We start from the raw sequence: 25438 nt of genomic DNA on the forward strand, positions 1-25438 counted from the left end.
TCACATGTTCCGCGCTACTCAGGATACTGCTAGGTATTAAATCTATTTCGCTTACAGGGCTATCACCTTCTATGGCCAAACTTTCCAGTTTGTTCTACTATAAATTTAAAGTCCACGTTGCAGTCCTACAACCCCTAAAATGCCGAAACATTTTAGGTTTGGGCTGGTTCCCGTTCGCTCGCCGCTACTTAGGAAGTCACTATTGTTTTCTTTTCCTCCGGGTACTTAGATGTTTCAGTTCTCCGGGTTTGCCCCCTTTCGGGTACTATACCTTCAGTATAGTGGGTTTCCCCATTCGGAAATCTACGGATCGCAGGTTGTGTGCACCTACCCGTAGCTTATCGCAGCTTATCACGTCCTTCATCGCCACTGAGAGCCAAGGCATCCACCAATTGCTCTTAATAACTTTTAAATTTTCTACTTTTACCAATACGTCAAAGAACGTTTTCAATCTACTGATTGAATAGTTGATAAGAACGGAATCGAACCGAACACTTTTCCCGAGGGAATGCTCTAACCATTGAGCTATATATCAAAAACGTTTAATAATGTGTAATAATCTTGAACATTTCCAAGATTTTGGGGATTGTCGCCACTATATCAGCGGCGACAATATTCCCAAAGTGGAGAATATCGGAGTCGAACCGATGACCTCCTGCGTGCAAGGCAGGCGCTCTAGCCAGCTGAGCTAATCCCCCATTTTATTCCGTAGTCCTGCGCAGATTTGAACTGCGGACCCCTACATTATCAGTGTAGTGCTCTAACCAACTGAGCTACAGGACTAGATAAAATGAAGATATTAAAATAAAAAATGTAATAGCAGGCCGAGATTCAATTTATTGTTACCAGGATTGTCTCTAAAAAGGAGGTGTTCCAGCCGCACCTTCCGGTACGGCTACCTTGTTACGACTTAGCCCCAGTTACCAGTTTTGCCCTAGGCGGCTCCTTACGGTTACCGACTTCAGGCACCCCCAGCTTCCATGGCTTGACGGGCGGTGTGTACAAGGCCCGGGAACGTATTCACCGCATCATGGCTGATATGCGATTACTAGCGATTCCAGCTTCACGAAGTCGAGTTGCAGACTTCGATCCGAACTGAGACGCACTTTAGAGATTAGCATCCTGTCACCAGGTAGCTGCCCTTTGTATGCGCCATTGTAGCACGTGTGTAGCCCTGGACGTAAGGGCCGTGATGATTTGACGTCATCCCCACCTTCCTCACCGTTTGCACGGGCAGTTTCGTTAGAGTCCTCAGCATTACCTGCTAGCAACTAACGATAGGGGTTGCGCTCGTTATGGGACTTAACCCGACACCTCACGGCACGAGCTGACGACAACCATGCAGCACCTCGCAAATTGTCCGAAGAAGGATACGTTTCCGTATCTGTCAAAATGCGTTCAAGCCCAGGTAAGGTTCCTCGCGTATCATCGAATTAAACCACATGCTCCACCGCTTGTGCGGGCCCCCGTCAATTCCTTTGAGTTTCAATCTTGCGATCGTACTCCCCAGGTGGATCACTTAATACTTTCGCTTTGACACCGACAGTATGTCGCCAATGTCTAGTGATCATCGTTTACGGCGTGGACTACCAGGGTATCTAATCCTGTTCGCTCCCCACGCTTTCGTCCCTCAGTGTCAGTTATGCGCTTGTAAGCTGCCTTCGCTATCGGTGTTCTATGTCATATCTATGCATTTCACCGCTACATGACATATTCCGCCTACATCGAGCATACTCAAGAACTGCAGTTTCAATGGCAGTTTTCCGGTTAAGCCGAAAGATTTCACCACTGACTTACAATCCCACCTACGGACCCTTTAAACCCAATAAATCCGGATAACGCTTGCACCCTCCGTATTACCGCGGCTGCTGGCACGGAGTTAGCCGGTGCTTATTCGTATGGTACATTCAGCCCCCGACACGTCGGGGGGTTTATTCCCATATAAAAGAAGTTTACAACCCAGAGGGCCGTCTTCCTTCACGCGGCATGGCTGGATCAGACTTTCGTCCATTGTCCAATATTCCTCACTGCTGCCTCCCGTAGGAGTCTGGTCCGTGTCTCAGTACCAGTGTGGGGGGTCTTCCTCTCAGAACCCCTACCTATCGAAGTCTTGGTGAGCCGTTACCTCACCAACTAACTAATAGGACGCGTACCCATCTCTAACCACCGGAGTTTTAAATTGAAAAACATGCGAATTTCAATTGTTATGGGGTATTAATCCGAATTTCTTCGGGCTATGCCCCAGTTAGAGGTAAGTTGTACACGTGTTACTCACCCGTGCGCCACTCGTCATCAAGAGCAAGCTCTCATGTTACCGTTCGACTTGCATGTGTTAGGCCTGCCGCTAGCGTTCATCCTGAGCCAGGATCAAACTCTCCGTTGTAATAAAAGTTTATGTTCCGAAGAACAAAATTTGTGAGTTTGTGTCCTGGTAATTTTTAAATATGAATCTGGCTTGCTGCTATTACAAATTTCAAAGAACTTTTCTATTTAGTACTCCCAACAATTTGGGAGCGCAAAGATAATCAATTTTTTAATCCAACAAACTTTTTGAAGAAAATATTTCGAGAAACGCTCTCTCCATTTTTCGCTTGCTAAATTTCCTTTTCTTTAAAAGGGAGCGCAAAGGTAATACTCTTTTTGTTTCCTGCAACTTATTTCGAAAATTAATTTCAAAACTTGTTTTTTGAAAAGCCCCCTTTCGTTAAATGGGATGGCAAAAGTAATACAGTTTTTCGATTCCCAAAAGAATAATTCAAAAAGTTTTCAAGTTTCTGCTTTCGCGTCGTTTTGGTCTTTTTTAAATCGCGCCTTGCGTTCAAAGCGGCTGCAAATGTACAGCCATTTTTAAACTTTGCAAGGTCTTATCGAAAAAAATTTGAATTAATTTTGGGAATAGCATTTAAGCTATTGAAAACCAAGATCAAGGATTTGAAACAGAAAGCGAAATAATTTTTCCCCTCATTATTTTGGGCGCCTTTACGGCAAAAGAAACAATGTAATCTGCCATATCTTTTGTCGTAGTCGAGGCAGTAGCACCAGGAAATGCAGCATTAAACATTTCAGTGTCTACACTTCCCAAAGCTAAACAGTTAAAAACATTGGCTGTTTCCTTAAACTCCTCACTCAACATTTCAGTCAAACAATTGAGTGCCGCTTTGCTGGTGGAGTACGCCGAGAGACCCGCAAACTTCATACTGCCCTCTACGCCACCCACACTACTTATAGATATAGTATGCGTAGAATCCATTAATGGAATAAGTTTTTGAGTCAGTAAAAAAGGAGCAAATACATTAATAGTATAAATGTCTGTCAATTCTTTTTCTCCAATATCCTTAAATGGTTTGAATAATAATTTACCTGCATTGTGTACTAGATAACCCAGTTCAGGTAAATTCTTTAATTCATTATATATCCTATCGCGTCCTATATTTGTACTTATGTCGGCTTCAATTACCGTAACCCTATTCCCCGAAAGGGAAGATTCTAATTTCTTTTTTAAAACATCACCATTTCTGCTAATAGCTGCTATGTGCAAATCGGTATCGTTTAAAAATGACTGAATTAATTCAAATCCCAATCCTCTTCCACAACCTGTGATACAAACTGTGCGGTTTTCTTTCTTATTCATTACTTTTGTTTCTATATATAAATGCCTTAGATGAACTCATTAATCAGACTTTCAAAATTTAGCCTTCTTATTATTATTGCCCTTGCGGCAAATTCTGCCCATGGTCAGGACAAAGAAAGTAATAATCCTTATGCGGGGCTTCCATTTAAAGATCGCCTCTTTTTTGGAGGCGACCTGGGTTTGAGTTTTGGAACGATTACTTATATAAGGATAGCACCGATTATTGGTTTTAATGTGAGCCCTAAATTCTCGGTTGGCGCCGGACCGTCTTATCAATACTACAAAGATAATCGGTTCATTGGCTTAGAGTCATCTATATATGGTGGTTCTGTATTTGGTAGATACTTTGTAATTGAAAACATTTTTCTACAAACAGAATTTGAAGTGCTCAATTTAGACGAATTATATTACAACCCCACTTCAGACTATATTCCAGACCGGGTTACCATTCCTGTTTGGTTTGTAGGAGCAGGTCTTAGTCAACGCACCCCAAATGGCAGTGGCTTCTTTATAGGTGTTTTTTATGATTTGATTGGCGACATAAACTCTCCCTACCCCAGCGATATAGCAGTGAGAGCTGGTGGTATGATTAGTTTTTAGGCGCCCTTTCGGTAAATATAAGTTTTGCCCGTGCGTTTAAACCGAAAACAATTTCAAATAACTACAAGCTTTGCGAGTTGCTAATTATAGACCCGTGTAATTTTCTAAATAAAAATCTAATCTATTCTCTTTCGGTTCATAAAGTAAATAATCATGTAACCCAACGGCTCAAGTATCAGTATATTAGGCAAACCTATTGAATAAAATCTACATGCTACACCCCCTAAACTTATTAAAAGCACATACATTTTTGTTTTGTGCGCTTCTTTCAATCGCCTTAATCAACCCTTTTTCTACCCATGCCCAGGTGCAAATCTGGGGTACTTCGCAGCAAGGGGGCTCAAATGGTATTGGCTCCATCTTTAATTTGTATGATGACGGAACCGATTTTCAAATCAAGTCAGAGTTTATTAATTCTGTAGAAGGCAGCAAACCGCGATCCCGAATTGTAATAGGTGTCGATGGAAACTATTATGGTATAACATCAGAGGGTGGAGCAAATAATGGTGGTACCATTTTTCGCTACGGTGCGAATGGTTTTGAAAACCTGTACAATCTGAATCCAGCTTCGGATGGATCGAACGCCAAAGGAGACATGGTGGAAGTTTCGCCCGGAGTATTTATAGGTACTACTTCTAGCGCAGCTGAACACAATGCAGGATCAATTTTCCAATACTCATTAAATGAAGGGTTTACCACTTTACACAGCTTTCAATCTTCTACCGATGGTGGCAATCCCTCCGGAGCAATTGCATACAATCCCGTAAATCAAAAAATATATGGTGCTTGCAGCAGCGGAGGCAACGATGGTTTCGGAACTTGTTTTACGTATGGTATGAATGGCATTTATACCGTTCAGCACAATTTTGGCGGTGCAGCAGCAGGAGCGTATCCCCAAGGTGGAGTTATTTTCGCCGACGATGGAAAACTTTACGGCAGTACCCAATACGGCGGTAATTTCAGTCAGGGAAGTATTTTCAAGCTAAATCCACAAAATAATACGCACGAAATAATTTATCATATCAATTCTGCTACCTCTGATGGGCGATATCCTTTTGGTAGACTTGTAGAGTCAAGCACCGGTGTTTTTATGGGCACTTGTAGTGAAGGCGGAACAAATGGTACCGGTACGGTATTTAAAGTAACTGCCGCGGGAGTTTACACCAGGTTGCGCAGTTTACAAGCAACGAATGATGGGGGTTATCCAAAAGCAGGGCTGTGTAAAACAAACGGCACCACTTTATATGGCATAACAGAATTTGGAGGACTCAATGGTTTTGGTACAATATTCACAATTACCGAATCTGGCAATTTTACGAAAGTTAAAGATATGGATTACTCTGCTAATGGAAGTAATGCTGTAGGCACGCTCGCCTTTAACGGAGATGATTTAGTAATAGGTGCAGGAACAGTTGGTGGTGCCAATAACTTTGGTACCCTATTTACGCTTTCCACTGCAGATCAGTCTTTTGAAAAATTACACGACTTTAGCTTACCTCTTGAAGGTGCTACTCCCGTTTCAATTTATAAAAGTGGAAACACATTTTATGGAATCACTCAGGTAGGAGGAGCATTTAATACCGGAACATTTTACAAGACCAATCTTGACGGAACTACGGAAGACTTGCATGATTTTGACCCGGAATTAGATGGTCAAAATCCGAATGGCGATTTATTTCTTGCCGATGATGGTTATTATTATGGTACTGCCAGATTTGGCGGAAGCGGAAATTCAGGAACTATTTTTAAAATATCTCAATCGGGAGAGCTCACAGTACTCCATAATTTTGATGGGGCTGCGGGACAATTTCCTTATGGAGGCGTAGTAAAACACAGCAACGGAATCCTTTACGGTACTACCATTACCGGTGGTGCTTATAACGATGGTGTACTATATTCACTAACGGAAACTGGCGAATACCTTGTGGAAATGGACTTTTTTGGATTTTTTGATGGTGGAAACCCGGAGGCAAGCTTAACCGAGGGAGCGGATGGTATGCTATACGGCACCAATAGTCACGGAGGAGATTTTAATGCCGGTACGCTTTTCCAATTTGATATGGAAATAAACCTTGTTACTGTAATGCACCATTTTGATGCGTCTAGTGAAGGCGAGTTTCCAAAAGCGAAACTATTACTTCACAGCGACGGCAAGCTTTATGGTACTACTTCGGCAGGTCTGTATGGAGGTGGTACTATATATAGGTATAGTGTTGAAACGGGTATGGAAGTACTGCATGGGTTTACAACCGATACTGATGGAATGGATTGCAGCGGTGGCTTGGCCGAAGATGAATTTGGAAAAATATACGGATTTTGCACTTATGGAGGAGCCACAAATCAGGGAACTTGCTTTAGCTACGACGAAACTGATGGTTTTGAAACTATCTATTCATTCTCTTCAGCAGGCCAATATCCCACAGGAGCTCCTGCACTTTTCTTTCCCGAGTGTTATGGGAATGATGGTTGCGCTTCAGAAGATCCATGCGCGGTAGCAATTTGCAATTTCGGGCTTTGTGAAGAGGTGGCTATAAACCCGGTATTTACGACATCAGATATTGGTGATTGCCAGGTAGGATTAGATGTATATGACTTGTCGTTAAATATAAGTATGAACATTCACCCGGGTGGGCTGCTGATCGTGGCTGGTGAAACAATAGAATTAATAGATGGAGTAAACTCCTATTTGGTCACAATTTCTGAACTTCCTTCAAATGGTCAAGAAATTGTTCTCGATTATGTTTTTGAAGAAACGGGATGCAGCGGAACAACCGGCTCGCTCGGAATTGCGCCAGATCCCTGCCCTCCTATTTTGGTTACCTTCATACTCGATGCGGGCAACTTAGAGGTGAGCCCCGAAGGAATTCACATCGGCGGAAACTTTCAGGGATGGACTCCATCAGCGTATCCTATGACATTGAATAATGACGGCTTTTGGGAGGCTACACTCACTATTGGAAGCGGGGAACACGAATTTAACTTCTTTAATGGCTCCAGCCTCTTTGATGGTGAATATGTAATAGGCCAATGTGCTATGAATGGAAAGCGACAGCTTATTGTGGGTGAAGAAAGCCAAACTGTGAACTACTGCTGGGCAAATTGCGATGAAAACTGTTCGGTGGGCTTAAGCCAAACGGCATCTTTGATTGATTTTCAAATCGTTCCCAATTTAATAAGCGGAGGTGGTACTGTGTATGTGGATATTCCATCTATGCAGGCACAACTCACCTATGCTGTGGTTAACATTACCGGTAAGGTAGTTCTAACCGGGAAAATTTCTACAAATAGAACTGCAATAAACACCGGCGCAATCGCGTCTGGAATGTACAATCTTCTAATTTTTGAAGGTTCTAATAAGCATATAGCCGGCGTAAAAAGATTTGTTGTTCAATAATATTCTGGCATTAGATGCTGACCATAAACCTGCGGCACGTGTGTCGTAGGTTTTTTTTATTTCAGCCTTGGCAATCAATGCAGGCAGCGTAAAGATTATTTTGCTTTTGCTTGCAAGCATTTGAGAGGAGTCTGCCTCTATTTGTGACTAGTCAAATTCTTTGTAAAAAAAAATGCCCCGCAATCGCGAGGCATCTTTACTGTTGAAAATCCTATTAAGTCTATTCTTCCAATGTAACCGTTCGCGTTGACGGATTGTATGGACTATTTACACTTGCACCGTTTGCATCAAGCAATTCAAGTTTTACCTCAACATCGCCTTTAGGCAAACCTTCTACTACATAAGCAGACCAATTGGTAAGCATAAACTCGGTACCGTTTAAAGTGGCGCGAACTTTATAGCCATCTGTGCTCAAATTGGCATTTACGAGATAAAAATCAAGAAGCAATTTATTTGTATCCTCGCCTTTATACGAACCTTTTGGACGGCTGTAAAAAAGGTGCGGAGCGTTTAAATCGATTGATTGCGCATCAGAATTTCCTACATTAAATTCAATTATACTCATCGCTTCAGGATTCTTTACACTTTCGTGATATGAACGTGAAAGAAAAGAAAGCAAAACGTATTTACCGCCTTTCAAGTCTTTTTCAAATCCGGGCAAATATTCTGCCATATAAGGCTCATTGTTAAGAATAGCATGAATGTGCTGCCCTTTGTCCGAATTTGCAAGGCCATTGGTCTCGGCATCTGAAGTTTGAGCACCTAGTTCGTATCCTTCTACATTATAGTCAAATTTTACGTTTCCGGCCTTTAGATTCTCGCCGTTTTTAGGTGATTTGAGCGTTAACTTTGCTCCGGCAAATTCTGGAGAGGCAGTATAAGCAGAAACCTTAATACCATCTTTTTCCATGACATCTGCCGATCCCATTTCTTCCTGGATCACATCATTTGAAGTTGTATCCTGAACCATTTTATCGCTTTCTGTTCCTTCAGTGTTTTCTCCGCCACCCGTGCAGGCAGATAGCGCAAGAAAAGATACGATAGCGAGTACTCCTAATTTAGATTTCATAATAGATAAATTTTGTTTTAATTTTTTTCAAAAGTAGTTAAATTATAAAGTAGCCATTTAAAAACTTAAATGTTTTTGAAAAGCAGCCGTGGTAATTCGTTAACAAACACTGATATTTAATTGTTTAATAAAAAAGGGATGCGCTGGCATCCCTTTTTTATATAATAATTTCAAAACCTGTTTTAGATACTGTCTACAATCCTTAAGATTTCATCGTAGTTAGGTTCTTCAGTTACCTCTCCTACAAGTTCGGTGTGCTTAATATTATTGTCGCCATCTAATACAAAAACGGCTCTTGAGCTCAATCCTTTAAGCGGACCATCTGTCATGCCGGTATTATAGTGACTGGTAAAGTTACCTCTGAAATCACTGGCTATTTGCACATTCTCTATTCCTTCGGCAGCGCAGAAACGCTTCATCGCAAAAGGTAAATCTTTAGAAACTACCAGACCTACCACATCTTTTCTTGAAGAGAGTTCTTTATTAAAGCGTTTGGCTTCCATTTGACATACACCTGTATCGAGGCTTGGAAGAGCGATAATTACTTTTTTCTTATTGCCTAAACCGTGAAGGGTTCCTTCGCTTAAATCTTCCTTTACATAAGTAAAATCAGGTGCTTTTGAACCCGATGCCGGAATGTTTCCAGTAAGGTGCACATCGCTACCTTTAAATTTTGTCTTATTCATTACGTTTTTCTTTTTTTGAATATTCAATTATACATCTGTAACAGCCGAATCCATTTTTCGTTCAATAGCATGGTTATATATTTTAGCTGCATCGTCAATAAATCCATAATGAGCATCATCGATTACCATTTTTCCGCGAGTTACGTGGCCTAGAAGTGAGAACGGCACTTTAAGGCTTAGCAATTCTTCAATAATCTCTTCCTCAATACTTCCACTTAGCGATACAAGAATACGACCTTGTGCTTCTCCGAACAAGAATGAATCTTCCCGCACCGCGGCATCGCCGGTAATATCAAAGCCCAAACCACGCGGCAAGCCCATTTCTACAAGTGCAGTATAAAGACCGCCATCTGAAATATCGTGTGCTGCGTTAATCAAATCTTTTTCGATAAGGGTGCGCACTGCCTTTTGAACAGCAAACTCTTCATCCAGATTGAAATAAGGAGCAGGGCTATTCTTAGTCCCAACAATATTGGCGAGGTACTCTGAACTGGAAATATCATCGCGGGATTCGCCAAGCAAGAAAATCAAATCGCCCTTTTCTTTAAAATCAAGGCTCATGGTTTTCTTCTTATCCTTAATAACTCCTATCATTCCAATGGTTGGAGTAGGAAATACCGGCACCGCATTTTTACCGTCAATTACTGTTTGGTTGTAGAAACTCACATTTCCACCTGTAACGGGGGTTTTGAATTTAAGGCAAGCTTCGCTCATTCCTTTAATAGCCATTACAAATTGCCAATAAACCTCGGGGTTGTAAGGATTTCCGAAATTGAGACAGTTTGTAATTGCCGATGGTTCTCCGCCTGTGCAGCTAATATTTCTGGCTGCTTCTGCCACGGCTATTGCTGTTCCTGTTTTGGGATCGGCGTGAACGTAGCGCGCGTTGCAATCTACAGTCATTGCGAGCGCAGAGTCATTGTCTTTAATATTTACCACACCGGCATCAGAGGGTGCGTTGGTGCTCATATTTCGGGTTCCTACCATGGTATCATACTGCTCAAAAATCCAGCGCTTAGAAGCAATGTTTGGCAAGCCGAGCAATTTCATTCCAATTTCTGCCAGATTAGTAGGCTCGGGAACTGATTCTATTTTAAATTTCTTGTTTTCTGCAAAATAGGCAGGCTCTTTATACTCGCGGTCGTAAACCGGAGCGCCGCCGCCGAGCACAAGATCGTGCGCGGGAACGTTAGCCACCAGCTCGCCATTCATATAATACTCAAGCTGGCCACCTTCAGTCACTTCACCAATCTGCACACAATTTAGATCCCATTTATCAAAAATATTCTGTACAATTTTCTCTTTTCCTTTTTTCACAACCACCAGCATACGCTCCTGCGATTCTGAAAGTAGAATCTCAAACGGCAACATGTCTTCCTGTCGCGTAGGCACTTTATCAAGGTCAATGCGCATTCCGAAACCTTCAACAGCACTCATCTCGCTGGTAGAGCAGGTAATACCCGCCGCACCCATATCTTGCATACCAACTATTGCATCGGTTTTAGCGAGCTCAAGACTGGCTTCGAGCAATAGCTTTTCCTGAAAAGGATCGCCTACTTGTACAGATGGCAAATCGCCCGCTGACTCTTCTGTAATATCTTTTGATGCAAATGAGGCACCATTAATTCCGTCTTTTCCAGTGGCTGAGCCGACTATAAAAACAGGATTACCAACTCCATGCGAAGTTGCCGAAATCATATCGTCAGCATGCATAATACCAACGCTCATAGCATTTACAAGCGGATTTGTCTGGTAACATTCATCAAAGAAAACCTCACCACCCAAAACAGGGATACCAAAGGCATTTCCATAATCGCCTATTCCCTTTACCACTCCTCTAAGCAGCCATTTAGTATGATCTGTATCTATTGCTCCAAACCGTAGTGAGTTAAGTTGGGCAATGGGACGCGCACCCATGGTGAAAATGTCGCGGTTAATTCCTCCTACTCCAGTTGCTGCGCCTTGGTAAGGTTCCAGCGCTGATGGGTGGTTGTGCGACTCAATTTTAAACGCACATGCCACACCGTTTCCAATATCTACCAAACCGGCGTTTTCTTTTCCGGCCTCTACCAATAGGTGAGGGCCTTCTTTTGGAAGTGTTTTAAGCCATTTAATGGAATTTTTATACGAGCAGTGCTCAGACCACATAATAGAAAAAATACTGAGCTCGGTAAAATTCGGAGTTCTGCCCAGCACCTCTTTTATCTTCTCAAATTCTTCGGCCAATAAGCCCAGATTCTTTGCCTGTTCAAGCGTTGCAACATCTTTTGTAAGCGTATCCATTCTCTAGTTTTTGGTCTGAAATTAATTGGTGCAAAAGTAGCTAATTTATTACGGAAACCACCCTTTCTATTTGTGAATTAAGCAGAAAACAGACCTATAAAATAAACCTGCGGGAATATTTTGCATTGCCCATAATTCAATTTATTATTGTTACTTTATGTCTGAATAAAATTAATTCACAGACTGCTCTCTCTATTTTCTACTTCATATTCGTTGTATTTTTTACCACCATGGGTATATTTTATTTCAATGACATTAGAAAAGTGGAAATTTATTGTCACTTTAACCATCCAATTTGATTGATTATACTTTTAACTTAGCAATCGCATTGGCAGTTTTGAAGAATTAAAACATTAAAATTACAAGGCTCCAGAAACAATTTTAACACATTGAATTTTAAATAATAAACCGTGTATTTATTCCTCTTTCTTGCATACATCTTCATTTTCTCCGGGCTCATTTATTACTGGAAGTTTTTTGACATTAAGGGTGTGAGAAAAAAATACCTCATTGCGGTTTTCGTTCTCAAAATAATAGCCGGTTTCGGGCTTGCACAACTCTATACCGATCATTATACCAATAGGAGGACGGGAGATGCTTTTCGCTTTTACGATGATGCTGCAATCATGTACAGCAGCATCGACGAAAGTCCGATGGTCTTTTTCCGGCTAATTTCCGGAATTGGAATGAAAACTGACTCTGTAGCCCAGAGTTATTATATGCGCATGACCCACCTGGAGCGCGATTATTACAATGGATTTTTAAACGACAATGCCACTATTATCCGCGTCAACGCCATTGTAATGCTTTTTTCTCTTGGCTATTATCATATACACACGGTTTTTTGGTGCTTCTTTGCTATGATAGGCCTTACGGCGATTTTTAAGTTGTGTGTCAACCATTTTCCGCGTAAGAAGTGGGCTATGTTTTTTGCTGTTTACCTTTTGCCTACGGTCCTATTTTGGAGTTCGGGCGTGCTCAAAGAACCAATGTTTCTTCTGGGGCTGGGCATCTTTTTGCTAGGTTTTTTTCGATTTATCTATTCAGAACATTCGCGGAGCGATTATTTCAAAATAATTTTCGGATTTTTAATTCTCCTTGTAGCCAAAGGGTATGTTATTCAGTGCCTTGCACCTGCGCTTGTCGGGCTTCTTTTGGCAAAAGCATTTTCGGGCAGGCGATTTTGGCTTTGGTTTAGTCTCCCGCACTTACTTATTATCCCGCTCCTTTTTATTGGCCCTTATATTAGCGATGGGTTAAAAATTTCGGAACTGATGCATTTAAAGCAAACCGCTTTTTACAATGTAGCCTATCAAAGTAATTCGGGTTCAATTATAGCGCTTCGCCCCATAAATGGCCCGGCCGATATTATTTTAAATGCACCAGCCGCTATGGTAAACACCTATTTACGTCCGTGGCCATGGCAATGGGAAAAATTGCTGTATATCCCTGCTGCATTAGAAAACTTGCTTCTCCTTTTTGTTTTGGGCATTATGATTTGGAATTTTAGAAGACCGTACGGTTTGAGCATTCCCATACTTGCTTTTTGCGGAAGCTTTGTACTTGTATTGGGTGTCCTTTCGGGAGAAGTGGTCCCTGTACTGGGAGCGCTGGTACGCTATAAACTACCTTCGCTCATATTTTTATTCGTACTGATTTTTGCGCTTACAGATCATGTGAAATTGCAAAGGCGGTTTCCGATTATTCGGCGAATGGTGAGAAGGTTATGATTCATAACAGAAGAGCTGCGTCTTTTTTTAAACTCCCTTATTCCTTAATGACGCGTGGGGCGACTAATGTTTGATTTAAAAGAACAAAGCTATCTACCCTGACTCTGTGTTTTTTAAAATTAACAAATTGCATAAGAATTGCCATAAACACCGGTATTAGAGCAATACAAACAAAGATAAATTCCCAACTAAAATTTGTTTTTAGCACACCCATTAAAGCCGCGCCTGCTGACCGCCCCATATTGTTGGCAGCCATATATAGCGTAAATTGGGTTGCTGCCACCGTTTTCCAGCAGAGGTGCATGGCAGATGCAAATACCGCAATACACAAAAAGGTATAGAGGGCAAAGTAGCTCATTAAAAAGATATATACCACAATATTATTGCTCCAGAGACTAGACATAGAGGCAAAAGCCGATATTAGAATGGTCAGAATGCCCAGATAAAGAGTCAACATTTTGATTTTCCCAAAATAATCTACAAGATAGCCACCGACGATCATTCCCAACAATCCACCCGCAACCATTGAAATGGAAAGAACCTGAGAAAAAAAGGTGTTTGTCCAACCCAATTCCTGAATGGTGAAAAGAGGCAAGTGTACCTCCATAAGCCCGAACATAATACCGATTGCAAAAACACCAATACCAAACACAACACTAGATTTTAGTCTTATTACTTTATAAAGACTTTTAAAAATATGTTTCCAACTTCGCAATTGTGTCTGTTTGGAATCGGGCGCTGCTTCTCCCGGTGTCCACGGCATTAGTTTTTCGCCCGGCCGTTCTCTAAAATAAATAGGAAAAAACATGATGGCAGCCACTGCAACCGATAGTGATGAAACAGCAATTGAAAACCCAACGGTATTAATAAGCCAAGTGCCAATAACAAAAGACGCAGAAGTACCGATTACCTTAGTTCCCCACATCAGCCCATTGGCTTTGGCTTGCTCAGTTTCCGGAATTACATCTACCGCCATTCCATCTGTGGCCACATCTTGAAAAGCTCCAAAAAAACTGATAAAAAATCCTGCAGTCATCAATCCAAAAGAATTGTATAAAGGATCTGAAACCAGTCCAAGACTTAAAAAGCTGATGATTAGGCCCAATTGACCAAAAATAACCCAAGGTCGCTTTCTGCCCATGTTCAAAAGTGTAAATCGATCCATCAATGGGGCAATCAAGATTTTAAAGCTCCATGGAATTCCTATAACCGCAACAAATGCCGCGATTTCCATAGGAGATTTACCATTCATAGCCATCCAGGCGGGAATGGCAAAAAAAGTAATACCTTCTGGGATACCTTGTGCAATATAAAGTGCCGAAAACGTAAAATATCTTGTTAGCGCATTATCGGTTAAGCTAAGGTGTTGTCTGGTTTTTGGCTGTGATGCTTTCATTTGGTTGAATTAGTTCGCATCTAAATTTACTTTTTCACCCCATCAATTTTCCATAAATCAGGACGAGAAGCCACATATATTGTCCGAATGGCTCTATAAATTTATCGAAAGGCAATAAAACTACTGAGAATTGAATTTAAGAAATTGGTAATTCAATTATAAACGTTGTCCCCTTCCCTACTTCGGTTTCTACTTTCAGTTCTCCCCGATGCGCTTTTACTATATCGTAGCTTAGGCTCAGTCCCAAGCCCGTTCCTTGTCCGGTGGGTTTTGTGGTGAAAAAGGGTTGGAATATCTTGGCGAGAATTTTTTGTGGAATTCCGTTTCCATTGTCGCTTACGTGGATTTCGATATTATCACCCACCTTTTTAGTAGAAACGGAAACCACTGGATCAAAACCTGATTTTTCTTCTTTTGTTTTTTCCTGCACCGCATAAAAAGCATTATTAAAAAGGTTCAAAAGCACTCGCCCGATATCCTCCGGAACGACATTTATTTTTCCAAGACTTTCGTCAAAATTAATTTTAATATCGGCATTAAAAGATTTGTCCTTTGCCCGCAAGCCATGATAAGCAAGTCGCAAATACTCATCAGCCAAAACGTTGATATCCGTAGGATCTTTTGAACCTGTATTGGTTCGCGAATGCTGCAACATACCTTTTACAATGTTATCTGCTCGCTTGCCGTGGTGATTTATTTTTTCGAGGTTTTGGATTATGTTGTCGGCTATAGCATTTGCTTCTTGAGAGTCGCCATTTTTTAGTTCTTGAAGCATTTCTGCCAATAGTTCTTTGCTCAATTCAGCAAAATTATTGACGAAGTTCAACGGGTTTTGAATTTCATGGGCAATGCCTGCAGTGAGTTCTCCAAGAGAAGCCATTTTTTCAGATTGTATCAGTTGATTCTGTGTGGCCTTAAGTTCCTGTATGGATTTTGTTAGAGCCAGATTACTTTGTTCCAGATCTTTTTGTTTAGTTTCCAGTTTGGTATTAAGCTTGTTCAATGCTTGTCGTTTTTTTCTGATATTTTTTATGGTGAAAAACATACCAACAAAATTGATGGTTACTATAAGAGTTATCAAATATAAATGCTCCATCAATTATCTAATCTCTATACACATCGTAGTAGATAATTATACTCATAAATTTTAAACTAATTACAAATCTGTATAGTAACACCTTCCCGCACCCCATCCCTAAAGGGCGCCACCGCCCACATCATCCAAATTGATTAGTTTTATTCATTAAGAGGCTTTTCTATGCATTCCTATAATAAGGCCTTTCACGGAACAATATGGTGTGCGGCAGAAGTTCACCTTCCTGCATCCGACGAGGTCTTTCACCGAGAGGAATGCACAGGTGTGATATAATGCTTTAATAAACAGCAGTTTGTTGCTTTTAAAAACCAAAATTTTCAGATTATGATAAGAGAATTCCATCTTGAGCTTAATTTATATTAACCTTATTAGGTTTAGAGCAAAGCAGATTTGTATTGTCGCATTTTCTCTTAAGAGCTCATTGATTCGATTAATCATTATCTTACCAGCTTCAAAAGAAACTGTTTCGGGTTGAAATGGAGAAAGACCCTTGGCTATTTCGTCGGCGTTTACAAATTCTTTACACTTTATTATTTCCGGAAGAATAGTGTAAGAAGCAGTGGTCTTTCCGGCTCCATTGCAACCTGCAATTATGAATAAATTTTTGTCTTCCATTTCTACAAATTTAATCTTTTAAGGTAACACTGTATCAACTTGAAAACTATTAGCGAGCCATTAAAAATAATCGTGTTTGAATGATTGGCTTGACTGATTTCACTTATTGATCGTACAGCTTTTCCTTCAAAATAAATACCTTAGCTGCCTACTTGAAAACCTGCAAAAGAAACCTATGAAAACTGCCTTAATAACTGGCGCATCTTCCGGATTTGGAAAAGCAATAGCCACAGCATTCGCCCGTAAGGGCTACCGATTAATAATAACAGGCCGACGAAACGAAAAACTAGAGGCGCTGAAACCAAAACTCATGGATTTGGGAGCTAAAGATGTGCTTCTTCTTTCTTTTGATATTCAGGACAAAGAAGCTGTGAATAATGCAGTTGATTCCCTTTCGGGAGAATGGAAAAACATAGATATTCTGATCAATAACGCTGGTTTGGCTGTTGGAAAATCGACGATTGAGAATGGCGAAATTGATGATTGGGAGCGCATGATTAATACCAATGTAAAAGGGCTGCTCTATATGACTCGGGCGCTAATTGCTACGCTAAAAAATTCGGATGGCCCACATATTGTAAATATAGGAAGCATTGCCGGAACAGAAGTTTACCCTGGCGGGAATGTGTATTGCGCTTCGAAACACGCGGTAAACGCATTGAGCAAAGCCATGCGCATTGAGCTTCTCCCCTACGCTATTCGCGTAAGCCAAATAAGACCGGGACTGGCAGAAACCGAATTTTCTGTAGTGCGCTACAAAGGCGATGAAACCAAAGCTGCCGATGTGTACAAAGGCTACGAACCACTACTGGCTGAAGATGTGGCCAGAGCTGTAGAATTTGTAGTCGATCAGCCAAAACATGTATGCATTAACGATTTGGAAATTACCCCAACTGCCCAGGCAAATGCGTACCTGATAGAGAAAAATGGTTAGAACAATCAGTCCAAATGACTACGTGTACTGAAGCAATTCACGTTAATTGCTTCAACACATTCAAGCAATTAACGTGAATTGCTTGAATAACATTTGATAAATTCCTATCTTGCTTAAAATTTAATGAAGCAACTATGCACTTAGACCGCAGCATAATGACCGAATTTCACAATAAAGTGCGACCGGGAAAAGTATTAATTCTACTCGGTGCCAGAAGGGTGGGTAAATCTGAATTGATAAAAGCTTACTTGAAGGATAAAGACGAAAGCACTTTTCTACTTCTTTCGGGTGAAGATCAGCAGACGGTAGAAGTGTTACAAGAGCGATCAGTTGTAAATTATGCACGGTTGATAGGCGATCGGAAAATGCTCATAATAGACGAAGCTCAAAAAGTTGATGAGATTGGGCTAAAACTCAAGGTAATGGTCGATCATTTTCCCGATGTGGCATTTATCGCAACAGGTTCCTCCGTATTCGACTTGACGAATAAACTTGGTGAACCACTTGTAGGTCGCTCGAATACCCTTATGCTTTACCCTCTGGCTCAAATGGAATTTGCTCAAAAAGAGACTTTTGTGGAGACCAAATCACATTTAGAAGAACGGCTTATTCTTGGAAGTTATCCAGAATTAACACATTATAAAACATGGATTGATAAGGAAGAATATCTGCGGGAGTTAACAAATTCGTATCTGCTGCGCGATATTCTCGAGTTTGAAGGAATACGTCGTGCCGATAAAATTATGGATATTCTTCGTATGCTCGCTTTTCAGATAGGGCGAGAAGTGAATGTAGAAGAACTGGCGAAAAATGCTAAAGGCATCAGCAGAAATACAGTTGAGAATTATCTCGACTTATTATCTAAAGTATTCATCATTTATAAAGTTGAAGGATTTAGTAGAAATCTACGAAAGGAAATTACCAAAATGAATCGATGGTACTTTTATGATAACGGCATTCGGAATGCTGTTATTAACAATTACAATAAGATTTCATTGCGTGCCGATTCAGGTCAGCTTTGGGAAAATTACATTATGGCTGAAAGACTAAAATTTCTCGCCTGTAGTAAAAGGCATGCAAATCGTTACTTCTGGCGCACCTACGATCAACAAGAAATTGACCTGATAGAAGAAGAAGCTGCGGTGTTACGGGCATATGAATTTAAATGGAGCGAGAAAGGCAAAACTAAAGCTCCCGGAGGTTGGTCAAAAGCCTATCCCGACGCAAGTTTTAATTTAGTAAACCCCAAAAACTATCTCGATTTTATTACAACGTAACGGAATAAGAAGCTACTTTTGAAAATAGAATTTATTTAATATGAAGACGATTCGCTTAATTACCACCAGCTTTATCATTCTGATTACAGGCGTATTAGCAACAAGCTGTTACAAAACCAAAAAAGCCGATTTGGTAGTTCACAATGCCGTGATTTACTCTGTCGACGAAAATTTTACAACCTATCAGGCTATGGCTATTGCCGATGGAAAAATTATTGAGCTTGGCGCCGAACGCGAAATAATGAATCGCTATAAAGCCGACAAATTTATAGATGCGGGTTCGAGATCAGTATACCCCGGCTTTTACGATGCCCATTCGCATTTTTTGGGTGCTGCTACCAATAAAGGCGAGCTCAATCTATTTGGGGTAAAATCGGAAAGCGAAATGATTGAAAAAGTCATCGCTTTTGCCGAAAAAAATAATCGTGAATGGATAGTTGGTCGCGGCTGGGATCAGAATATTTGGGCTGCAAAAGCATTTCCCGAAAAGGCGAAACTCGACAGTCTTTTTCCCGATCGACCTGTTTATCTTATGCGCATCGATGGCCACTCGGCATTGGTAAACCAGCGCGGGCTTGACTTAGCCGGGATTACTGCCGAAACTAAAATAGCTGATGGCATTATTGAAAAAGACGCGCAGGGCAAGCTTACAGGAATAGTCATTGATGGTGCATCAACATTGGCCGAAAGGCAAATCTCGCCTCTCAAAAATACCCGGGTGGCAGAGCTGCTTGCCGAAACTGAAATGGAATGCTTTAAGGCCGGGCTCACCACTGTAACCGCTGCCGGCATTTCCATAAAAGAACTGCTTTTCTTAGACAGCTTGCAAAAACAAGGAAATTTAAAAATTGGCATTTACGCCATGCTTGAGCCAGAAGAAAAAGTAATAGCTTTTATGCAAAATGGCCCGTTTATAACCGACCAGCTCACAGCCCGTAGTTTTAAGCTTTTTGCAGACGGATCATTGGGTTCTCGCGGCGCATTGCTCAAAAAGCCATACAGCGATCAACCCGAAAATTACGGTGTGTTTTTGCTCAGCGATTCTATTTTAGATTTATATGCAAAAGCGTGTTACGCCAATGGTTTTCAAATGAATACGCACTGCATTGGCGATTCTGTCAACGCACTGATATTAAGTAAATACGCTGAAATTCTTGGAGGCATTACCGACTTGCGCTGGCGCATTGAGCACGCACAGGTTGTGAGCGAAGAAGACAGACATTTTTTTGCCGATTATGCCATAATTCCCTCTATGCAGCCCGTTGCAGCTATGAGCGATATGGCTTGGGCCGAAGAGCGATTGGGATCAGACCGGATGAGTGATGCCTACGCATTAAAATCGCTTAAAAACCAATTGGGGTTTTTAGCACTGGGCACCGATTTTCCGGTAGATAATATGTCACCGATCAACAATTTTTATGCAGCTGTCTTTCGCGAAAATGCGAATGGTGAGCCAAAAGATGGTTATAGAATGGATGAAGCACTTACGCGTGAAGAGGCACTGCGCGGCATTACAATTTGGGCCGCACTTGCAGGATTTGAAGAAGAGAAAAAAGGAAGCCTGGAGCCTGGTAAGAACGCCGATTTTGTGATTCTCGATGCTGACTTATTGAAGGCTCCGAAAAAAGACATTCTGAAAGCAAGGGTTTTGGAGACTTATGTGGGCGGTATTTCTGTAATTGAGAAGTAGGTAGAATGTGTTTAATTCATTAGGTCGTAACCAACAAAGCGCTCTATCAGTGCAATTGGTCTTCATTAAATACTTCTTCTAAATCTACCCGCAAATCAGGAAAAGTAAGACTCTGCACTATTTGTCCTTTCGCGTAAAGCTGTAATATGCGATACTTCTCATTTTCCAAAATATGCTCGGTAATAGTGCCTTCCACGGGATGGACAATCCACAATTCCTTCACTCCGTATTCTTCGTAAAGATCGCGCTTTATACCAACGTCTTTGGCCGCAGTAGAAGGCGAGCGAACTTCCACGACTAAATCTGGTGCGCCGAAACATCCACGATCATGAATTTTTGAAGGATCGCAAACAATAAATAAATCTGGTTGTAAAATATTTCTGGTTTCTTTCCAGTCTTCTCCAGGATGAATTAGATATACGTCCGCAAGTGATAAGCCCACCTTACATGGAAGGTTAATATACTTTTCGGAAAATAAGATAGAGCTCACCTACAATTTCCTGATGCCGCCACAACGGTGCGGCTGACATTTTAAAAATCTTACCCCGCAGAAGCTCCATAAGCTCTTCGGTTTTACAAGAAATATAATCGCGCGCGGTGTAAGTGCCAGTTAAATCAGGCTCTTCTACATTTTGATATGGCTCATATTCTTTCTTCACTATCTGTTAATATCTAAATTGAGCAGTTAATTACAGTCATTTTTCGGATCATGAAATAGTCAAAAACATCCCTTAAAGTAAACCACCTCAGCATCGTCTATTCTGATAAATTTCTTTTTAACCAATACTATGGTCGACTTCCAATTTTTTGAGAATGAGCGTTTAATTCTAAAAATTCAATCTTCGGAAAAGTCAATTTCAAAAGAAGAATTGTTTTTCCTGTTTGCACTTATAAAATATTCCCTATTTTGGTGCAATATTTATATGAGATTGGTATGGAACTAAATGCAGAAACTACAAGACTTTTTGATTTTTATGCTTTTCAGCAAAAACACTTTCCCGCAGAAGATTCGCTGGCTGGAAAAGTAAATGGAAAGTGGGTAAAGTACAGCACTGCAAAAGTTTTAGAATTGGCTAATAAACTAAGTACAGGGCTTTTGAAACTTGGCATTGAGCCGGGCGACAAGATTGCGCTTATTTCAAACAATCGTCCCGAATGGATAATTACCGATCTCGCCATTTTGCAAATTGGAGCCATTAATGTACCGATGTATCCTACCATTTCTGAAAAGGATTACGAGTTTATTTTTAATGATTCTGAAGTGAAGATCGTTTTTGTATCGGATACCGAAATTCTTGAAAAGGTTCGCAATGCACAAAATCGCTGCCCCGATCTAAAATCGGTTTTTTCTTTTGACAAAATTGAAAACACCACCCATTGGAGCAGTATATGCAGCGAGAATCCGGATACTGAAAAAATTGAAAAACTAAAATCACATATAAAGGCATCAGATCTGGCTACGTTGATTTACACTTCCGGCACCACCGGAAATCCAAAAGGGGTAATGCTTTCGCACAGCAACATAGCCAGCAACGCCATAGCCAGTAAAGAGAGGCTTCCGGTAAATGAAGATGCACGTGGCGTTAGCTTCCTGCCGCTCTGCCATGTTTATGAGCGCATGCTTAGTTACCTGTACGTATATACAGGTGTATCGCTTTACTTTGCCGAATCGCTTGAAACAATTGGAGCGGATATTAAAGACGTTAAACCTGAAGTATTTACAGCAGTGCCGCGCGTTTTGGAAAAAGTTTTTGATAAAATCATTGCCAAAGGATCTGAACTCACAGGCATTAAGAAAAAACTTTTCTTCTGGTCTGTGGGCCTCGCCGAAAAATATGAGCCTTATGCAGCCAATGGTCCGATTTATGAAATCAAATTAAAGATTGCCAATAAGCTCATTTTCAGTAAATGGCGCGAAGCACTTGGCGGGCAAGTAAAGGCTGTGGCAAGTGGAAGCGCCTCTTTAAATCCACGTTTGGCGCGTATTTTCAACGCTGCGGGAATTCCGGTTTTGGAAGGTTATGGCCTTACTGAAACCTCGCCGGTAGTTAGCGTAAATCAAATTGAAAACAATGGAATGAAATTCGGCACCACCGGCAGGCCGATAAAAGATGTGCAGGTAAAAATTGCCGAAGATGGCGAGATACTTGTTAAAGGGCCCAATGTAATGATGGGCTATTATAAGCGCCCTGACTTAACCAAGGAAGTGATGGACACCGATGGCTGGTTTCATACCGGCGATATCGGCGAAATGGTTGACGGCCAGTTTCTGAAAATCACCGACAGGAAGAAAGAAATTTTCAAAACCTCTGGCGGTAAATACATCGCTCCACAAATGATGGAAAACAAGTTTAAGGAAAGCCGCTTTATTGAGCAGCTTATCGTTATTGGTGAAAACCGTAAACACCCTTCAGCGCTTATCGTTCCTGATTATGCCTTTTTAAAAGACTGGTGCAGCAAGAAGGGATACAGCTGTGGCACAAACAAAGAAATGATTGAAAATGAAAAAGTCATTGAACGCCTTCAAAAAGAAGTGGATGAAAAAAATAAGTCTTTCGGAAATTGGGAACAGATAAAACGATTTGAACTATTAGAGAAACCATTTACTGTGGAAGGTGGCGAGCTTACGCCAACGCTAAAACTAAAACGGAAGCAAATTATGGAAGAATATACGGATTTGGTAGATTCTATTTATCCGGAGAATTAAAATGCATTTTATTTCACGCAATAATTCGGAATATCCATTATAACTAATCTGTTTAATTATCCGTTTTTAAATTCCAATTTCTCATCTTTTGCTGCCCCGAGCCCCATGTAAAATTTCAAGAATCCTATTGCGAAAAGCAAACCGAGCGGATAAAGCCATGAACCCGTAAAATCAAAAATACTTCCAAAAACAACCGGACCGATGGCCGCAATAAAATAGCCGATTGATTGCGCCATGCCAGATAGTTCTGTGGCAGTTTCTGAATCGTTGGTACGGAGCACAATAAACAATAAAGCGAGGCTAAAAGTACCACCCAGAGCAAAACCGATAAGCGAAACCCAGACAGGCGTCATTCCTATTTGCGGAAGCATAAGCCCTATAAGACTAACTGTTTCTACAATACCCAGAAAAAGCACCATACCCCGTTGATTCTTTCTTTTTCCTGCGAGGGTGGGTACAAGGAGCGACCCCAGCACGCCGGTAGCCTGCGAGAGCGAAAGCATCCATCCGGCATAAGTAGAATCAAAGCCACGACTTTGGATAATCTCGGGAAGCCAAGCCAGAATAACATAAAAAGCAAAAGATTGAAGACCCATAAAAAGGGCAACTTTCCAGGCGAGTTTTGAACCACCCAAATTCTTCATAGCTACTCTAAAACTCCTGTCGTTATTCGATTTTTTGATACGCCACAACTGCGGAAGCCACACAAAAAACCCAACGATTGCCAGCACAGCCCAAACTCCCAGCGAACCGCGCCACCCAAGATCCAAATCTACCGCCAGGGGCAAACTAATACCTGCGGCAAGTGCAGCGCCCATTCCCAATACGCTGGAATAAAGACTCGTTATTTTACCAGACTTGTGTGGTAAATTACGCTTTACCAAGCCCGGAATGAGCACATTGCCCAGCGCAATAGCAACTCCCAATAATGCGGTACCGATATAGAGTGCAGCAATGGACGGCAACGAACGGATGATAACCCCAATGGCCAGTAAGACTAATGCGCCGGCAAGCGTACCTGAAATACCAAAACGCTTTGTAAAAAGTGAAGTGAAGTTTGATACTACACCAAAAGCAATTAGCGGAAGCGAAGTGAGCAACCCGAGCATAGAATTTGACAGACCTGTGCTTTCGCGAATAAGCCCTACGAGTGGGCCAACACTAACGAGTGCCGGCCGCAAATTGAGCGCCACGAAGACTATTCCCGCAATGAGTAAGGCTTCAGCACCTCTTATAGAATTAATGTTTCTCTTCACCTCCATTATTGCGGTGTAAACTGCAAATTATTGAAGGCGCGAAAGTAGCTAAAACAAATGTACAGGTCGTTTCATTTTAATTCAAGTCAATGCAGTTGTCTTTGAATAATTGAATCTAGAAAGCAAAAAAGCACCGAAATAAAAATGCCGATACTTTAATAGAAATTAGTTAACGAATACTACTCAACTACAATCTTCTTTGCAGAAAGCATTTCAAGACCTCAAACTAATTGAAACATATAAACTCCGCTTGCTAAATCGCTTACGTTAATCTCAATACCATTTTCTATGCCTACTACATTGTTTTCGTGCATTATTGTGCGACCATCAATACTTACAATTCGAATAGAAAGATTTGAATAATTCGCATCTCTTAGTTCAGTTTTTACCCGTACTACTTCAACTACTGGGTTAGGGTAAGCCTCAAGTGAAGCCACGATTTCACTGAAATCGCTTATTCCCGTTTCGTTGTCAAACGTGATATCAAGACCCATATCTATAGATTTTTGTTCTGGCTCTCCCATTGGTGCTCCATTTTTTTCTTTCACAAGGAATGAAAAGCCATTTGCCATTGCTATCTGTTGATTTACACCGTAAAACTCTAAAAAAGGAGCCTCCACAAAACTAAAATACCAGAGATTGGGATTAACCGAGTCTTGCCGCATAATTAAATTCTCATTAGAATTGTTCCAATAACCGTTTAAAATATTCATTCCGTTTACATACGGTCGTTCTTCAGCTGGATTCCAAGTCCAAAAATAAAGCGGGTTCGTATCCGGGTTTGCGTCTTGCAGTTCAGGACAATTACACGCAGCTGAAGTAATATCAACGTACAATTTTACCGGCCCATTAACAGGCACAGGAAAAGGATCGAAATAGACCGCATCTTGAGCATTTACAGCTCCGGTACAAAACAATGCCAGGATAATTAATGCATAGATTTTTTTCATTAGCGTAAACATTGTTCAAAATAAGAAATTCCTAAATTAGTTCATAATTAGTGTATCCCTGTCTAATAGGCCATATCTGCGTAGCACAAAAAAAAAATATGTTCGCAAATTTTCCCATATAGTA

17 protein-coding genes, 3 tRNA genes, 2 rRNA genes and 1 pseudogene (1 of these 23 only partly in view) are annotated in these 25438 nt (G+C 41.0%); 7 read left to right on the top strand and 16 right to left on the bottom strand.

Going from position 1 to position 25438, the window contains the following annotated elements:
- The 6 genes from G3O08_RS04435 to G3O08_RS04460 form a co-directional block, all read right to left on the bottom strand.
- Positions 1–412 (bottom strand): 23S ribosomal RNA (locus tag G3O08_RS04435) (it extends 2408 nt beyond the left edge of the window).
- Positions 413–467: 55 nt separating this feature from the next.
- Positions 468–535 (bottom strand) — tRNA-OTHER (locus G3O08_RS04440).
- A gap of 89 nt (positions 536–624) precedes the next feature.
- Positions 625–698 (bottom strand) — tRNA-Ala (locus tag G3O08_RS04445).
- A gap of 11 nt (positions 699–709) precedes the next feature.
- Positions 710–783 (bottom strand) — tRNA-Ile (locus G3O08_RS04450).
- Between the two features lie 78 nt (positions 784–861).
- Positions 862–2383, bottom strand: a 16S ribosomal RNA gene (locus G3O08_RS04455).
- Together the 16S and 23S rRNA genes with 3 tRNA genes alongside form the textbook arrangement of a ribosomal RNA operon.
- 540 nt (positions 2384–2923) lie before the next feature.
- Positions 2924–3631 carry an SDR family NAD(P)-dependent oxidoreductase gene (locus tag G3O08_RS04460; RefSeq protein WP_163283478.1) on the bottom strand — a complete coding sequence of 236 codons (708 nt, stop codon included), beginning with the start codon at positions 3629–3631 and terminating at the stop codon, positions 2924–2926.
- A gap of 30 nt (positions 3632–3661) precedes the next feature.
- Between G3O08_RS04460 and G3O08_RS04465 the strand changes: the two genes are divergently transcribed.
- On the top strand, positions 3662–4231 hold the full coding sequence (locus tag G3O08_RS04465) for a hypothetical protein (RefSeq protein WP_163283479.1): 570 nt from the start codon (positions 3662–3664) through the stop codon (positions 4229–4231).
- Between the two features lie 211 nt (positions 4232–4442).
- On the top strand, positions 4443–7625 hold the full coding sequence (locus tag G3O08_RS04470) for a choice-of-anchor tandem repeat GloVer-containing protein (RefSeq protein ID WP_163283480.1): 3183 nt from the start codon (positions 4443–4445) through the stop codon (positions 7623–7625).
- A gap of 220 nt (positions 7626–7845) precedes the next feature.
- On the opposite strand, the gene G3O08_RS04475 is transcribed toward G3O08_RS04470, so the two are convergent.
- The 3 genes from G3O08_RS04475 to purL all read right to left on the bottom strand — a co-directional run bounded on the left by G3O08_RS04475 (position 7846) and on the right by purL (position 11663).
- Entirely contained in the window at positions 7846–8694 is an 849-nt protein-coding gene (locus G3O08_RS04475) for a phosphopeptide-binding protein (RefSeq protein ID WP_163283481.1), read from the bottom strand.
- 182 nt (positions 8695–8876) lie between these two features.
- Positions 8877–9380, bottom strand: a complete 504-nt coding sequence (gene tpx, locus G3O08_RS04480) for a thiol peroxidase (RefSeq protein WP_163283482.1) — start codon at positions 9378–9380, stop codon at positions 8877–8879.
- 27 nt (positions 9381–9407) lie between these two features.
- A complete protein-coding gene (gene purL, locus G3O08_RS04485) occupies positions 9408–11663 on the bottom strand; it encodes a phosphoribosylformylglycinamidine synthase subunit PurL (RefSeq protein WP_163283483.1) in 2256 nt (751 codons plus the stop codon).
- Positions 11664–12073: 410 nt separating this feature from the next.
- Between purL and G3O08_RS04490 the strand changes: the two genes are divergently transcribed.
- On the top strand, positions 12074–13393 hold the full coding sequence (locus tag G3O08_RS04490; protein ID WP_163283484.1) for a hypothetical protein: 1320 nt from the start codon (positions 12074–12076) through the stop codon (positions 13391–13393).
- 37 nt (positions 13394–13430) lie between these two features.
- Here G3O08_RS04490 and G3O08_RS04495 read toward each other — a convergent pair whose 3' ends face one another.
- The 3 genes and pseudogenes from G3O08_RS04495 to G3O08_RS04505 form a co-directional block, all read right to left on the bottom strand.
- Positions 13431–14789, bottom strand: a complete 1359-nt coding sequence (locus G3O08_RS04495; protein WP_163283485.1) for an MFS transporter — start codon at positions 14787–14789, stop codon at positions 13431–13433.
- A 136-nt stretch (positions 14790–14925) separates the two neighbouring features.
- Positions 14926–15792: a sensor histidine kinase gene (locus G3O08_RS04500; RefSeq protein WP_239540953.1), complete on the bottom strand. Its 867-nt coding sequence runs from the start codon at positions 15790–15792 to the stop codon at positions 14926–14928.
- A gap of 495 nt (positions 15793–16287) precedes the next feature.
- Positions 16288–16500: pseudogene (locus G3O08_RS04505) on the bottom strand (zeta toxin); the annotation flags it as partial.
- A 175-nt stretch (positions 16501–16675) separates the two neighbouring features.
- Between G3O08_RS04505 and G3O08_RS04510 the strand changes: the two are divergent.
- The 3 genes from G3O08_RS04510 to G3O08_RS04520 all read left to right on the top strand — a co-directional run bounded on the left by G3O08_RS04510 (position 16676) and on the right by G3O08_RS04520 (position 20401).
- The gene (locus tag G3O08_RS04510) at positions 16676–17434 is read left to right on the top strand and encodes an SDR family NAD(P)-dependent oxidoreductase (RefSeq protein WP_163283487.1); all 759 of its coding nucleotides are present in this window, start codon (positions 16676–16678) and stop codon (positions 17432–17434) included.
- A 155-nt stretch (positions 17435–17589) separates the two neighbouring features.
- Positions 17590–18711, top strand: coding sequence for an ATP-binding protein (locus tag G3O08_RS04515; protein WP_239540955.1), 1122 nt, complete (start codon positions 17590–17592; stop codon positions 18709–18711).
- A gap of 40 nt (positions 18712–18751) precedes the next feature.
- Positions 18752–20401 carry an amidohydrolase gene (locus G3O08_RS04520; protein ID WP_163283489.1) on the top strand — a complete coding sequence of 550 codons (1650 nt, stop codon included), beginning with the start codon at positions 18752–18754 and terminating at the stop codon, positions 20399–20401.
- Positions 20402–20447: 46 nt separating this feature from the next.
- On the opposite strand, the gene G3O08_RS04525 is transcribed toward G3O08_RS04520, so the two are convergent.
- Both G3O08_RS04525 and G3O08_RS04530 read right to left on the bottom strand, forming a co-directional pair.
- Positions 20448–20843 (bottom strand): Uma2 family endonuclease, encoded by a 396-nt coding sequence (locus tag G3O08_RS04525; protein ID WP_163283490.1) that lies wholly within the window; start codon positions 20841–20843, stop codon positions 20448–20450.
- Positions 20844–20856: 13 nt separating this feature from the next.
- Positions 20857–21060, bottom strand: a complete 204-nt coding sequence (locus G3O08_RS04530) for a hypothetical protein (protein ID WP_163283491.1) — start codon at positions 21058–21060, stop codon at positions 20857–20859.
- A 251-nt stretch (positions 21061–21311) separates the two neighbouring features.
- Here G3O08_RS04530 and G3O08_RS04535 point away from each other — a divergent pair, with 251 nt between their 5' ends.
- Positions 21312–23108, top strand: coding sequence for an AMP-dependent synthetase/ligase (locus G3O08_RS04535; protein ID WP_317164036.1), 1797 nt, complete (start codon positions 21312–21314; stop codon positions 23106–23108).
- A 56-nt stretch (positions 23109–23164) separates the two neighbouring features.
- On the opposite strand, the gene G3O08_RS04540 is transcribed toward G3O08_RS04535, so the two are convergent.
- A complete protein-coding gene (locus G3O08_RS04540; RefSeq protein WP_317164033.1) occupies positions 23165–24364 on the bottom strand; it encodes a CynX/NimT family MFS transporter in 1200 nt (399 codons plus the stop codon).
- A 221-nt stretch (positions 24365–24585) separates the two neighbouring features.
- A complete protein-coding gene (locus G3O08_RS04545) occupies positions 24586–25314 on the bottom strand; it encodes a T9SS type A sorting domain-containing protein (protein WP_163283493.1) in 729 nt (242 codons plus the stop codon).
- Between the last annotated feature and the right edge of the window lie 124 nt (positions 25315–25438).

This window comes from Cryomorpha ignava (assembly GCF_010686655.1).
Taxonomy (GTDB): Bacteria; Bacteroidota; Bacteroidia; order Flavobacteriales_D; family Cryomorphaceae; genus Cryomorpha; species Cryomorpha ignava.

Coding starts and splice junctions, on each gene's coding strand:
- G3O08_RS04475 (WP_163283481.1), bottom strand. CDS start 8,694: ATGAAATCTAAATTAGGAGTACTCGCTATCGTATCTTTTCTTGCGCTA.
- tpx (WP_163283482.1), bottom strand. CDS start 9,380: ATGAATAAGACAAAATTTAAAGGTAGCGATGTGCACCTTACTGGAAAC.
- G3O08_RS04520 (WP_163283489.1), top strand. CDS start 18,752: ATGAAGACGATTCGCTTAATTACCACCAGCTTTATCATTCTGATTACA.
- G3O08_RS04545 (WP_163283493.1), bottom strand. CDS start 25,314: ATGAAAAAAATCTATGCATTAATTATCCTGGCATTGTTTTGTACCGGA.
- G3O08_RS04515 (WP_239540955.1), top strand. CDS start 17,590: ATGACCGAATTTCACAATAAAGTGCGACCGGGAAAAGTATTAATTCTA.
- G3O08_RS04495 (WP_163283485.1), bottom strand. CDS start 14,789: ATGAAAGCATCACAGCCAAAAACCAGACAACACCTTAGCTTAACCGAT.
- G3O08_RS04510 (WP_163283487.1), top strand. CDS start 16,676: ATGAAAACTGCCTTAATAACTGGCGCATCTTCCGGATTTGGAAAAGCA.
- G3O08_RS04470 (WP_163283480.1), top strand. CDS start 4,443: ATGCTACACCCCCTAAACTTATTAAAAGCACATACATTTTTGTTTTGT.
- purL (WP_163283483.1), bottom strand. CDS start 11,663: ATGGATACGCTTACAAAAGATGTTGCAACGCTTGAACAGGCAAAGAAT.
- G3O08_RS04465 (WP_163283479.1), top strand. CDS start 3,662: ATGAACTCATTAATCAGACTTTCAAAATTTAGCCTTCTTATTATTATT.
- G3O08_RS04460 (WP_163283478.1), bottom strand. CDS start 3,631: ATGAATAAGAAAGAAAACCGCACAGTTTGTATCACAGGTTGTGGAAGA.